At 46.7% G+C, this 13,552-nt stretch carries 11 protein-coding genes; 9 read left to right on the top strand and 2 right to left on the bottom strand.

Annotated features, from left to right (window positions below; translation table 11 throughout):
- Positions 1-156 precede the first annotated feature (156 nt).
- Positions 157-1,287 (bottom strand): alanine dehydrogenase, encoded by a 1,131-nt coding sequence (ald, locus tag MHI30_RS21230; protein ID WP_075751749.1) that lies wholly within the window; start codon positions 1,285-1,287, stop codon positions 157-159.
- Between the two features lie 313 nt (positions 1,288-1,600).
- Between ald and MHI30_RS21225 the strand changes: the two genes are divergently transcribed.
- A complete protein-coding gene (locus MHI30_RS21225) occupies positions 1,601-3,025 on the top strand; it encodes a sodium:alanine symporter family protein (protein ID WP_075751748.1) in 1,425 nt (474 codons plus the stop codon).
- 171 nt (positions 3,026-3,196) lie between these two features.
- The gene (locus MHI30_RS21220) at positions 3,197-4,882 is read left to right on the top strand and encodes a methyl-accepting chemotaxis protein (RefSeq protein ID WP_075751747.1); all 1,686 of its coding nucleotides are present in this window, start codon (positions 3,197-3,199) and stop codon (positions 4,880-4,882) included.
- Between the two features lie 28 nt (positions 4,883-4,910).
- On the opposite strand, the gene MHI30_RS21215 is transcribed toward MHI30_RS21220, so the two are convergent.
- Positions 4,911-5,282 carry a YxeA family protein gene (locus MHI30_RS21215; RefSeq protein WP_075751746.1) on the bottom strand — a complete coding sequence of 124 codons (372 nt, stop codon included), beginning with the start codon at positions 5,280-5,282 and terminating at the stop codon, positions 4,911-4,913.
- Positions 5,283-5,463: 181 nt separating this feature from the next.
- Here MHI30_RS21215 and MHI30_RS21210 point away from each other — a divergent pair, with 181 nt between their 5' ends.
- The 7 genes from MHI30_RS21210 (at position 5,464) to feoB (ending at position 13,547) form a co-directional block, all read left to right on the top strand.
- Entirely contained in the window at positions 5,464-6,171 is a 708-nt protein-coding gene (locus tag MHI30_RS21210) for a response regulator transcription factor (protein ID WP_065643488.1), read from the top strand.
- Positions 6,168-7,175: a sensor histidine kinase gene (locus MHI30_RS21205; RefSeq protein WP_075751745.1), complete on the top strand. Its 1,008-nt coding sequence runs from the start codon at positions 6,168-6,170 to the stop codon at positions 7,173-7,175. The genes MHI30_RS21210 and MHI30_RS21205 overlap by 4 nt, the downstream gene beginning before the upstream one ends.
- A 91-nt stretch (positions 7,176-7,266) precedes the next feature.
- Positions 7,267-8,031, top strand: a complete 765-nt coding sequence (locus MHI30_RS21200) for an ABC transporter ATP-binding protein (protein WP_075751744.1) — start codon at positions 7,267-7,269, stop codon at positions 8,029-8,031.
- Entirely contained in the window at positions 8,006-9,892 is a 1,887-nt protein-coding gene (locus MHI30_RS21195) for an ABC transporter permease (protein ID WP_075751743.1), read from the top strand. Before MHI30_RS21200 ends, MHI30_RS21195 begins: the two co-directional genes overlap by 26 nt.
- A 146-nt stretch (positions 9,893-10,038) precedes the next feature.
- A complete protein-coding gene (locus MHI30_RS21190) occupies positions 10,039-11,127 on the top strand; it encodes an acyltransferase family protein (RefSeq protein WP_075751742.1) in 1,089 nt (362 codons plus the stop codon).
- A gap of 183 nt (positions 11,128-11,310) precedes the next feature.
- A complete protein-coding gene (locus tag MHI30_RS21185; protein WP_020453562.1) occupies positions 11,311-11,538 on the top strand; it encodes a FeoA family protein in 228 nt (75 codons plus the stop codon).
- Positions 11,535-13,547, top strand: a complete 2,013-nt coding sequence (gene feoB, locus MHI30_RS21180; RefSeq protein WP_075751741.1) for a ferrous iron transport protein B — start codon at positions 11,535-11,537, stop codon at positions 13,545-13,547. The genes MHI30_RS21185 and feoB overlap by 4 nt, the downstream gene beginning before the upstream one ends.
- Positions 13,548-13,552 lie beyond the last annotated feature (5 nt).

Raw genomic sequence — 13,552 nt, 5'->3', positions numbered from 1 at the left:
CCGATTTCTCGGATGAAGGCGAACGCCGTTTGCCGGAAAGCGGTTTAAAGCAGAATGAAAAAAGGCCGGATAATATCCGGCTCTTTTTTCGTGAAAGGACAGTCAGAAAGCGTAATTAAAATTTTTCCATTCAATTGACAGAGAGATAGAGTCCGCTTAACCAGCGTTTACCGTTTGAAATGCATCTTCTACAGATACGTATTCATATCCAAGGTCACGCGCAACGGCCTTGTAAGTGATGCTTCCGTTTGCAACGTTGACGCCGAGAGCGAGCGCCTGATTTTCGGCGACTGCTTGTTCAACGCCTTTATTTGCGATTTGCAAAGCGTAAGGCATGGTGACGTTTGTTAAGCCGATCGTTGATGTACGGGGAACGGCTCCCGGCATATTGGCGACCGCATAATGGACAACACCGTGCTTTGTATAAGTCGGATCGTCATGCGTGGTGATTTTATCAACCGTTTCAATAATGCCGCCCTGGTCAATCGCCACGTCTACAACAACTGAGCCTGGGGACATCGACTGAATCATCTCTTCTGTGACAAGCTTCGGCGCTTTTGCACCAGGGATTAAGACGGCGCCGATGACAAGGTCAGAGTCTTTTACGGCTTCCGCAATGTTGAGCGGGTTGGACATAAGCGTTTGAATGTCTTTGCCGAACTGGTCATCGAGCTGGCGGAGGCGCTCAGCGCTCAAATCGATCAAAGTGACGTCAGCGCCAAGTCCGACAGCGATTTTGGCAGCGTTCGTACCGACCACTCCGCCGCCGATGATCGTAACTTTGCCGCGTTTTACACCGGGTACGCCCGATAACAGGATGCCTTTGCCGCCTTTTGATTTCTCAAGAAATTGCGCGCCGATCTGTGAAGCCATGCGTCCGGCGACTTCACTCATTGGAGTCAGGAGCGGAAGCGTCCGGTTCACTTCGACCGTTTCGTATGCGATGGCTGTGACGCCGCTGTCCACAAGCGCTTTCGCAAGCTTAGGTTCAGCTGCTAAGTGCAGATACGTAAATAAAACAAGTCCTTTTCGGAAATAGCCGTATTCAGAGCTGATCGGCTCTTTCACCTTCATGACCATATCCGCTTTTCCCCATACATCCTTCGCTTCAACCAAAATGTCTGCCCCGGCTGCTTTGTAATCGGCATCCTCAAAGCCGCTTCCAAGTCCGGCTCCCTGTTCGATTAAAACTTGATGACCGCTTTTTTTTAGCGCGACTACGCCGGCCGGCGTAATGGCTACACGGTTCTCGTTGTTTTTAATTTCTTTCGGAATTCCAATGATCATGATGTCGTCCCCCTCAAATGAAATATGATTCTATCGCTAGTATAAATCTCTGAATCGGGAAGAGCATCGTGTGTAAAATTAAAAATGTAAGCGCTTTTTTGTGAAATTTAACAAATTGGTGAACGTTGAATAAGGTGAAAGGCTTGATCAGATAAGTTATCTATTAAAATTTTTTTCTTTAAAAAATAGCTTTGTTAAAAAAACAAATGTAAGCGATTACATTTTGTGTTGTTTCACAAACATAACCATTTTTCGTTGTGATAGAATATCTCTTGCAGCTATGAAAGCGTTATCTTTGTTGGGAGTGAGTCATATGGATATCTTAGAAATACTAGGCAAGATTAATAAGGTATTATGGGGGCCGCCCAGTTTAATTTTATTATTTGGGACAGGCTTATTTTTAACGATTGTTTTAAAAGGACTGCAATTTCGCCGCCTGATCTATGCATTTAAGATCGGATTTGGCAAGGAAGATAGCAAAGACGCGGCTGCCGAAGGGGATGTGAGCCATTTTAAAGCTTTAATGACAGCGCTTGCCGCCACGATCGGAAACGGAAATATCGCAGGTGTCGCGACGGCATTGACACTCGGCGGACCGGGTTCGATCTTCTGGATGTGGGTTGTCGGGCTGTTGGGCATGGCAACGAAATATGCGGAAGCCTTGCTTGCTGTTAAATTCCGCGTAAAAAATGAAAAAGGGGAATATTCGAGCGGGCCGATGTATTATATTGAACGCGGACTCGGCCGCAGATTTAAAGGACTCGCCATCGCTTTTGCGCTGTTTGGCGCTTTTGCTGCTTTAGGGATAGGCAACAGCGTCCAATCCAATACGATTGCCGATATTACAAAGAACAGCTTCGGTATCGAAAACTGGGTGACAGGGCTGATTCTGGTTATTCTCGTCAGCGTCATCATCTTCGGCGGGATCCAGCGGATCAGTACTGTTGCCAGCTTCTTTGTGCCGATCATGGCTTTTCTTTACATGGGCGGGGCGATCTTGATTCTGATTTTGAATTATGACAAGATTATTCCGGCTTTTGAGCTGATTTTCTATTATGCTTTCCACCCTGTGGCAGCAGCCGGCGGTTTCCTTGGAATTGCCGTATCTGAAGCCGTTCGGAACGGGGTATCCCGCGGTATTTTTTCAAATGAAGCAGGCCTTGGGACGGCCGCGCTTATCGCCGGAAATGCGCGTGCAGACCATCCGGTAAAACAGGCGCTCGTCGCAATGACCGGGACATTTATCGTTACGATCGTGGTGTGTACGATGACAGGTTTAACCCTTATCATTACCGGTTTCTGGGACCCGTCTGGCGGCTTGATATCCGGTGCGGCCCATAACGCCAGCCTGGAAGGCGGGGCATTGACGAGTGCGGCTTTTGCCTCGGTACTCGGCGCGGCAGGCGAATACATTGTGTCGCTGTCGGTCATTTTCTTTGGGTTCTCTACAATTGTCGGCTGGTATGTTTACGGAGAAAAATGCTTCGAGTATTTGGCCGGTTCCAAAGGAATTGCGGGCTACAGGCTGGTCTACATCCTCGCCTGCGGCATCGGGACGGTCGCCAACCTTGTCACCGTCTGGGCGTTTGCCGATATGGCGAATGCGCTGATGATGATTCCAAACCTGATTGCCATCCTGCTGCTTTGGAAAGTTATCAAAGCAGAGACAAATGATTATTTTCATCACTTCTATGAACATACCAAATCGGCGGGTCCGCCAAGTAAACCAATTCATTAATCAATCACGCTGATCTGAAGCTCTGCCATCCCGGCAGAGCTTTTTCTTTGTTTACAATCATACAAAATCTCAAATTTTGACGAAAAATGTCGATACTATGAACTGAAGAAGATCTTTAATTTGAAAATTGCATTTCATCATTGATGACATAAAGGAGAAAGGATCACCATCATGAAAGTGAAAACAAAACTGCTGGGAATCATATCAATTTTAGTCGTTTCCATCGTTGGAATTGGAGGTTCCTCTGTTTTTATGATTTCTTCTACGGTGAAAAAGAATGAAGAACTCAAGGACAAGATGGAATTTCAAAAAGAGATTAAGCATATTCAATATCGTCTGACCGGCTTGTCGAATGACGAGAGAGGTCTTATTATGACCGGAGACAATGAATACAGTGAAGGAATGAAGGACAAGGCCGACGATGTTTTAAAGAGTCTTGACCGCGCCGGCAACCTGATCCGGGAAGACACATACAAAGCGAACGTCGAAGAAATTAAAGAAAATTTCAAGGCTTATTGGGAGTTAAATCAACAAGTTATCCAATCTTACGCTTCAAGCTCTAAAAAAGCTGAATCGATCCATTTCGGAGAGGAAAGAACATTAAGAAAAGAAGTCCTTGATCCGTCTGTCAACCAGCTGGTCGAAAGCCTGGAACAAGAGGTGGAAGATCTGAAAGCAGAGATCAGCGCCAATGGGACGATGAGCGAATGGGTCATCATCACTGTCACAGCAGTTTCAGCCATCGTTGGAATTGTTTTGAGTCTGCTGCTCTTGAAGTCTATTCTGGTGCCGTTGAGAAGCCTGAATCAGCAGCTTGGGGACATCGCCCACGGCGAGGCGGATTTAACCAAGAAAGTGATCGTCAAAAATAAAGACGAGTTCGGCCAGCTTGCCAATTCTTTCAATGCTTTTGTTCAGTCGCTGACGCAAATTGTGAAGCAGATCAGCAGTTCGTCTGAGCAAGTCGCCGCATCCTCTGAACAGTTGTCGGCAAGCGCGGAGGAATCGAAATCGACCTCCGAACGGATTTCGGAAGAGATGCAGGCGATTGCCGACAGCAATATGACGCAAAGCGAAATGACAGAAAAAAGCTCTGAATCGATTCATGAATTGCTGGACCGCTTATCATCCGTTGCCTCCAATACAGGCAGCATAGCGGATCTGTCGTCTTCGATGAGAGACAAAGCCGAAATCGGCTCCGAGTCCGTTCATAAAATGCTCGAGCAAATGAATTTCATTGATAAATCCGTCGACTCAGCCGGAAGCGGCCTGGAGGCGCTCGTGTCCAGCACGGCGGAAATCAGCAACATTTCTTCGCTCATCACCGATATTTCGGAACAGACGAATTTGCTGGCGCTGAACGCGGCAATTGAAGCAGCAAGAGCGGGAGAACAAGGAAAAGGGTTTGCCGTCGTGGCGGAAGAGGTCCGGAAATTGGCGGACGAAACGAATAAGTCGGCGAACCATATTCAATCATTGGTCACAACGATCCAAAATGAATCGGTAGAAACGGTGAATAACATTAAAGTCGTTCAAGAAAATGTCAGCTCCGGAATCGCTCTGTCCCAGGAGACGACCGGCAATTTCACCGAAATTTTGAGCTTGGTGGAACAGGTTGCTTCTCAAATCCAAGAAGTCGCAGCTTCTACTCAGCAGCTGACATCAGGTGTCGAAATGGTTCAAAACACCATTCAAACATTAGCTTCCGGATCACAGGAAACGTCGGCTGGCACAAAAGCGGTTGCTTCCTCAACTCAGGAGCAGCTGGCTTCGATGGAAGAAATCTCTTATGCAGCAGAATCGCTGTCTCAATTGGCTGAAGAACTGCAAACCGTCATCAACCGATTTAAATATTAAGCAGAAAACCCCATCAGGCGATGGGGTTTTAATTGGTTTTCATAGCGGCTAAAGCGCCCTCGGGGATTTCCTCTTCGTGTACTTCAGTCAAGCTTCCGGCTTTCGTTCCGTACGCCCATACTTTGATGAAAGCGCCGGGACGCAGTTTTTCGTCCGCCTCTGCTTCAATCTGCTGTTTGTGTCCGCTCGCGTCATATCCGGTTAATGTGTAGTTGTACTTTCCGTTGTTCAGCTTTTCTGCATGATCTTCGGCTTTGAGATAATAGGCCTCAGGCTTTTCCTGGCCTTGTATGAAATGATCGGCCAGGGGCACAAGGCCCCCTGTTGCTTTCTGCAGGATAAAAACGCCGGCAACGGCGATCAGAACTGCGGCAATCAGGCCGCCTGCCCGTGTCTTCATATACCTTCTCCTCTTTCATTCAGTTTGTGGATGGTATTATTTTATAAAAAAGGCGCAGGGAGAAGAAATTGATTCATATTACAGTACACTTACATGATTGTAAGGTAGGACGAATCGCGGCGGCTTTTGTTTATCAGACCGCTTCGTGTCATAATATATCCAAACAAAAGGAGAGACCGAGATGCAAAAAGTGATGATTGTAGAAGACGACCCGAAGATTGCCGATTTGTTAAAATCGCATATTGTCAAATACGGATACAACGTTCATGTAGTGAAAGACTTTGACCGTGTCATCGATGAGTTCAGAAGCACGGCGCCTGATCTTGTTCTGCTTGATATTAATTTGCCAAGCTTTGACGGCTATTACTGGTGCCGGCAAATCCGCCAGGAATCGATTTGCCCTGTCTTGTTTATTTCGGCGCGGACGGGCGAAATGGATCAGGTCATGGCATTGGAAAACGGCGGGGATGACTTTATCACCAAGCCGTTTCACGCCGAGATCGTCATGGCAAAAATACGCAGCCAGCTTCGCCGGGCTTACGGGGAGTATGCAGCAAAGGCGGAGGAACGGCTTCTTGAAAAAGAAGGACTGCGGCTGTATCCGGAAAGACTTGAACTGACATTCGGCGGTCAAACGGCTGCTTTGACGAAAAAAGAAGCCGATATTATCGAAAGCTTAATGGAACGCCACCCGAGGATTTCCGGCCGCGAAGATTTGCTGGCCAAGCTGTGGGATGATCAGGCCTATGTGGATGAAAACACGCTTAATGTCAACATTACACGCGTCAGAAAAAAGTTTCAGGAGCTCGGTATTGAAGATGCGGTAGAAACAGTGCGGGGCGCGGGCTATCGCTTGAATGTATCCTGGGTGAAGGCGGGAGAGGAATGAAGCTTTTTTTCAAAGAACACTATTTGTTGATTGCTGTGCAAGTGCTGCAGTTTATCACGATGCTGTCGGTGTACTGGCTTGATGGGTATCAGCACATCAGGCCGGCTTTTTATGCCGTTTTTCTCGGCTTTTTCTTTCTTGGCTGTTATCTTTTCTACCATTACTATACGCGCCGGAAGTTTTACAAACGGATGACGAGCGGGCTGGATTCATTGGATGACACCTTCAGGCAATCGAATCAGCCACAATCCCCTCTGTCAGAAGCGCTTGAACAGCTGCTGAAAAGCCAGTACAGGCAATACCGCCAAGAATTAAAGAAGCTGGAGCTTGGACAAAAAGAGCATTTGACCTTCATGGAACAATGGGTGCACCAAATGAAGACACCGCTGTCGGTCATCGAACTGACGGCTCAAGATTTGGATGAACCGGAATCATCTAGCATCCGTGAGGAGACCGAACGGATGAAAACGGGCCTCAATACGATTCTCTATATGGCCAGACTGCGGACGATCGAGCAGGATTTCCGTATAAAACCGGTCGCATTGGCAGATATCGTTCACGAGGTCAATCGCGAAAACAAGCGTTTCTATATTCGCAGTCAAGTTTATCCTAAGTTCAAGGAAGTCAAAAAAGGCATCACCGTCGAAACAGATGAAAAGTGGCTGTTTTTCATCATTTCCCAATTTGTCAACAATGCGGTCAAATACTCGGCGGGAAAAAGCAATACGGTTATGATTTCTATTGGTGAAAACGATTCGGAAGCGGTATTGGAAGTGACAGATTTCGGCGCCGGTATCCCGGATACAGATCAAAAGCGGGTATTCGACCCGTTTTTCACAGGAGAAAACGGACGCCGTTTCAGAGAATCGACCGGAATGGGTCTTTACTTGGCAAAAGCCGCGGCTGACCAGCTCGGCCACCGGATCGAACTTGAATCGCAAGAAGGGAAAGGCACGACAATCCGGCTGGTTTTCACGGCTACACAAAACCTTACATCGATGTAATGAAAGTGAAAGAAGAATCGATAGTTCATCAATAAGGGATTCAGGTAAACTGATCACAGATCAAAAGTTAAAGGTGAAAGGAGATCTTGTGATGCTTCAGGTCAAACAAGCCAGTAAGATTTACGAAGGAAAAATTGCGTACCGCGCGTTAACAGATATTAACTTAACAATTGATAAAGGTGAATTCGTCGGCATCATGGGGCCGTCCGGAAGCGGAAAAACGACCCTATTAAATATGATTGCAACGATCGATGAACCGACGACGGGCGAAATATTGATCAGCGGCCAAAACCCGCATGTTCTCAAAAAAGAAAAATTGGCGAAATTTCGCCGCAGAGAGCTGGGATTTGTGTTTCAGGACTTTAATCTTCTGCCGACATTAACGGTTGAAGAAAATATCGTACTGCCTTTGACGCTTGACGGCGAAAAGGTCAAGGAAATGAAGCGGAGGGCAAACGATTTAGCTGAAAAGCTCGGGATTACCACCATTATGAAAAAGCGCACATATGAAATATCGGGCGGCCAGGCCCAGCGTGCCGCTGTAGCGAGAGCGATGATTCATTCGCCGAAGCTTTTGCTTGCCGATGAGCCGACGGGCAACCTTGATTCAAAGTCATCCAAAGATGTGATGGAAATGCTTGAGTCGATCAACCGCAACGAAAAAGCGACCATGATGCTTGTCACGCATGACCCTCAGGCGGCAAGCTATTGCAACCGGGTCGTCTTTATTAAGGACGGAAAACTGTATTCGGAGATCAACCGCGGCGATAACCGCCAAGCGTTTTTCCAAAAGATTCTCGATACACTGTCCTTGTTGGGAGGGGATGCAAATGACCTTTCGTCAGTTCGCGTTTAACAACGTCATTCGCAACAAAAGGCTGTATGCCGCTTATTTTCTCAGCAGCATGTTTACGGTGATGGTTTTTTTCGCATTCGCGATCTTTGCTTTCCACCCGGTGATGACCAGTGATTCTTTGACCTCCGGCATCGGGCAGCACGCTTCCGTTGGCCTGTTAGTCTCCGGCGGCATTATTTTCGTCTTTTCTTTCTTCTTTGTGCTGTACTCAATGAGTTCATTTCTTCAATCGAGAAAAAAGGAATTCGGCGTTTTAATGATCCAGGGGATGTCCATGCGCCAAATTCGCATGATGGTATTTCTTGAAAATATGCTGATTGGCTTTTTTGCGACAATCGGCGGGATTGTGCTCGGGCTTGTCTTCGCCAAATTGATATTGCTCACAGCGGAAAATGTGCTGATTATTGATAATAAGCTCGATTTTTACTTTCCGTTGATGGCGATGATTGTGACATTTATTTCTTTTAACGGCCTGTTCTTATTTATTTCTTTTCTTGTGTCATTTGTGCTCAGGAGCGAGAAGCTGATTGTTCTGTTAAAAGGAAACAAAATCTCCAAAGGGGAGCCGAAAGCATCTGCCTTGCTTACGCTCATTGCAGCTGTGCTGCTTGCCGGAGGGTACTACACCGCTTTGATTGTCAAAGGAATAGGCGTTCTTGCGGCGATGGTGCCGGTGACGATTGTTGTTATTATCGGCACATATCTGCTGTTTACGCAGCTGAGTGTTTATGTGATCCGCAGGCTCAAAAAACGGGAAACTCTGTTTTGGCGGAAAACGAATATGATTTTGTTTTCTGATCTGTCTTACAGGATGAAAGACAATGCGCGGACGTTTTTTATGGTGGCGATTATCTCTACTGTCGCGTTCAGCGCCATCGGCACACTATACGGTTTCCAAACCCTGCTGACAAACGGAATTAAAGATATGAACCCGCATACGTTCTCGTATAAACCGCCGAAAACAAACAAAGACACCGAAAAAGACGTGGCTTTCATCAATGACACGCTGAATGAACGAAATATCAAAACAGATAAAGCTTCAGCTGTCCTTCAATATTTCGATGTCGACGGCAATGACATGCTGATTGTGAAAGAATCTGACTATAACAAGTTTGCCGATCTCGTCGGGGCCGACCACGTCAAGCTTGAAGAAGGGAAAGCCGCAGCTGCCGAGTATGATGTCAAGATCGGTCTCGAGGGAGAAGACGACCAGCCGCTCCCTTCGTCAATCCCTCTTGCAACCGGAAAACAGCTGAAGGCTGACAAAACGGTCCGTTCAAAAGCGTTATCTGAAAACAACTATTATATTGTGACAGACGATGATTTTGCACAGCTGAAAAAACCGAAAAGCGAAAACCGGTTCTATGCCTGGCAGGCAAAAGAAGCTGACAACATGTCTTTAGTGAAAGCCGGGGAGGTTTTGCAAAAGAAACTGGATCGGATTTATTTCGGGGCTGTAGATTATGAGGTATATGATTTAAGCAAAGGGTATGGCCCGATATTATTTGTCGGACTGTTTATCGGAATCGTCTTCTTCGTTTCAGCAGGAAGCTTCCTCTATTTCCGGTTGTACACTGATTTGGACGATGATAAGCAGAAATTCAAATCGATTGCCAAAATGGGCTTAACAGACCGCGAACTGCATAAAGTGCTGAACAGGCAGATCGGCATCCTGTTCTTCGCGCCTATCGTTGTTGCCCTTATCCATGGAGCTGTGGCGCTGACCGCTCTATCGCATGCCTTTCAGTACAACCTCTTCAAGGAATCTGCAATGGTGCTCGGCGTGTTCTTCGCCATCCAGGTCATATATTACTTCATCGTCCGCTTCTACTATACAAAACAGATAAAAGCGGCGATTTAAAAAAGATTAGACTACGTGTCTAATCTTTTTTTATACTTGCAGCCGGAAAATTTGGGATAAACATACCTATGTATTTTGCCTCTTTCCTCATTTGGGTGATTATGTTAATTTGATATTATTTCAAATTTGAAAGAGGAGTGATCGATTTGCAGGTAAAAGAAATATTTGTTATTCGCTGTGTCTCCTGCTTAAGCGTTGTTTTGCTTCATGCGATATCGATGGTGCTTATGGTGCGGGCGGACATGCTTGGAGATACGGTTTTCCGGGTTGTTGAATCTTTCAGAACGCTCCTGATGTTCAGTACGCCGGCGTTTATTTTCATTTCCGAATTTTTGCTCGCGCATGCTTACCCTGGCGGCGTTCCGGAAGGGTTTTTAAAAAAGCGGTTTAAAACGATTTTCATCCCTTTTCTATTTATCGCTGTTTTGGATGCTTTTATGACCGCGGGTCTGATGTTGCAGCAATTTCATGCATCGGTCATTATTAAAAAACTGTTGGCGAATATTTTCTTGGGGAATTTCATCGGTTACTTCATCCTCGTCATCTTTCAATTTTACTTGCTGCACATGTGCTTCCATTCATTTTTGCAAAAGGCGTCGCCTAAATGGGTGCTTTCGCTTTCTTTTGCGGTCACAGCGGCTTATTTGAGCTATTTCACGTTCATTCAACCTCCGGTAGTACAGGAAGAGGCGCCGTTTCCTTTTTCATGGGTGCCGTTTCCCGGCTGGCTCTTTTATTTTTGTTTGGCCTATTATTGCGGCAAAAATTACGAGCGCTTTTTGGCATTGCTGGAACGATACAGGCATGCGGTATATGCAGCGGCTGCTGTGACCGGATGTTTCATTGTAGCGGTTTCCTATTTCGGACAAGACATCGGGGTGACGTCAAAGCGTCCGGATATCCTGCTTTATTCGACAAGCATCATTTTCTTATGCTTTCACCTGTTTTCAAAACTGAAGTCGGTGCCGAAGCTGATCATGATGATCAGCAACTATTCTTTTTCTATTTATTTATTGCACGCTTTTATCCTGATTTTCGGATTGGTCATCTTAACGAGCTTTGAAAGCATCGGTACGGTTTCGGCTGTTTTGCTTTTGTTTTTCATCTCTACAGGCATTGCGGTTTTCATATCTTGGGCCGTCAATAAGTTGAAATACGGCTATATGTTTGTCGGAAAAATTTATGTCCCGAAAAAGAGGAGAATCGAGCAAAAAGTGAGCCATCATGCCGGTTAACGACTTAGCTTGATAGAGCGAAAAGCCAGAACGGCAGATTGAATCGCCGGGGTTTTTCGCTTTTTTATTTTCCCGTAAAAATGTTCCGGTTTTGACACATCTCTTTTTAAATGGAAGGGGGCTTATTGCCTATAATCATATTATGATAACGATTATCATTTTCAGAATGTGGAGGCCTCAACAATGGTTTTAGCCGAATTAAAGCAAAAAGAGAGAGCAAGAATCATAGATTTTTCAGAAGTGAATGAACTTGTTCAGCGCAGACTCATACAGCTCGGGATGAAAGAAGAAGCCGAAATTTGCGTGCAGCGGAAATTGCCGTTTGGCGGTCCGTTCATGTTTGAGTCAGGCGGACAGTGCCTCGGCATACGGCTTGAAGAAGCAAAAAAGATCAGGATTGAAAAACTATGAACAGCCGGCAGATTGCCCTTTTCGGAAATCCGAATACGGGGAAGACGTCATTGTTTAATGCGCTGACAGGCTCCTATGAGTATATCGGCAACTGGAGCGGGGTGACCGTTGAGAAAAAGGTGGGACTGCTCCGCCATAAACAAGGAATGATGGTCGATCTCCCCGGCGTTTATACTTTGAGTCCGCTGTCCCGCGATGAAGGGGTCGTCACTGACTTCCTGCTCAATGAATCATTTTCAGACATATTGAATATTGTCGATGCATCCCAATTAAAACGGAATTTGCACTTAACTGTGCAGCTCCTCGAATGTGGTCATCCGCTCACAATCGGTTTAAATATGATCGATGTCGCAGGACAGCGCGGCATCTTCATTGATCATCAAAAAATGTCTGCAGCGCTAGGTGTTCCGGTGATTCCTGTGATTGCCCGCAGCGGCAAAGGGTGTGATGAACTGAGCCGGCATTTGCTTCTTGAAAAAGAAAAGAGGGCGAAGCCGCTCGTCATCAATTACGGAAGCGCGGTAGAAGAAGCGATTGGCCGGATCGAGTCAATCATACCGGAACGTCCCGGCGTTTTAAAACGGTGGATGGCTCTTCAATATTTGGAAGGCAACTCGAAAATGAAAGAGCAGCTGGAAGACGCGGCCGACAGCGAACGGTTAAAGGAAATTTACGAGGAGACAGAAAAACGCCTTCTCCAGGAACAATCCGCAAAATCGCTGCATCAGCATATTTACAATGAGAGAGAACGATGGATTGACCGCATTATGTCATCCTCTGTTGAATATCAGTCAGACCGAAAACAGACGCTGACTGAACGCGTGGATCAGATCGTCACGCATCAGGTGCTTGGCATCCCGATTTTTTTGTTGTTCATGTATCTCATGTTCATGCTGACGTTTGACTGGCTTGGTGTTCCATTGTCTGATGCACTGGACGGTTTCATCGGTGGACCGCTGACGGAATGGACGGCTTCGGCACTATCGGCAATGGGAGCCAGCCCGTTTATCGAGGCGCTCATTCTCGATGGGATCATTGCCGGTGTCGGCGGTGTGCTCGTTTTCGTCCCGCAGATTTTTATTCTGTTTTTCTTCATTTCGGTGCTTGAAGATTCCGGGTACATGGCGCGTGTGGCCATGGTGATGGACCGTCTGATGGAGGCGATCGGTTTAAACGGTAAAGCCTTTATTCCGCTGATCATCGGCTTCGGCTGCAATGTTCCGGGCGTCATGGCTGCGCGAACTGTAGAGCAGCCTAAGGAAAGACTGTTGACGATTATGCTGACGCCGTTTATGTCCTGTTCGGCAAGACTGCCGGTTTATGCTTTGTTTGCAGGAGCTTTTTTCGCGGCTCATCAGGCTTTCGTCGTCCTTTCTTTGTATGTGCTGGGCATTGCCGCAGCGCTGGTGCTGGCGAAGTTTTTATCCTCGTCCAAGCTCAAAGAAGAAAAGTCGTTTTTCGTGATTGAACTGCCGCCGTATCGCTTGCCTCAAGCGCGTACATTGTGGCGGGCAACATGGGAAAAGGGCAAAGGTTTCGTCCGCAAAGCCGGGACTTACATTTTTGGCGGATCTGTCCTCATTTGGCTTTTATCGTATACAGGGCCCGGCGGAACGGGCGTTGCGATGGATGACAGCTTTTTAGCGATGATCGGCGGAGTGCTCGCACCGTTGTTGATGCCGCTGGGGTTCGGCACATGGCAGGCAGCGGCCTCACTATTAACCGGTTTTCTCGCGAAGGAAGTTGTCGTCGCTTCAATGAGCATCATCTATTTCGTACCCGAAGCCCAGCTGCAAGGCATGATGGCTGAGCAATTTACACCGCTGGCCGCTTACGGATTTATGGCGTTCGTTCTTTTATACGTACCATGCCTCGCGACAGTCGCGGTGATTAAAAAAGAAACAAACTCGAAAAAGTGGATGTTCCTGTCCATTGTTTACGGATTGGCCATTGCATATGTGATCGCGTTCTTGATTTATCAGGGCGGACGATTGCTTGGGTTATCATAGGAAGG

Source organism: Bacillus sp. FSL L8-0528 (assembly GCF_038593085.1).
In the GTDB taxonomy this organism is placed as follows: Bacteria; Bacillota; Bacilli; order Bacillales; family Bacillaceae; genus Bacillus; species Bacillus paralicheniformis.
Note: the sequence above shows the minus strand (reverse complement) of the source record. Positions and strands in the feature narration are given on the sequence as shown.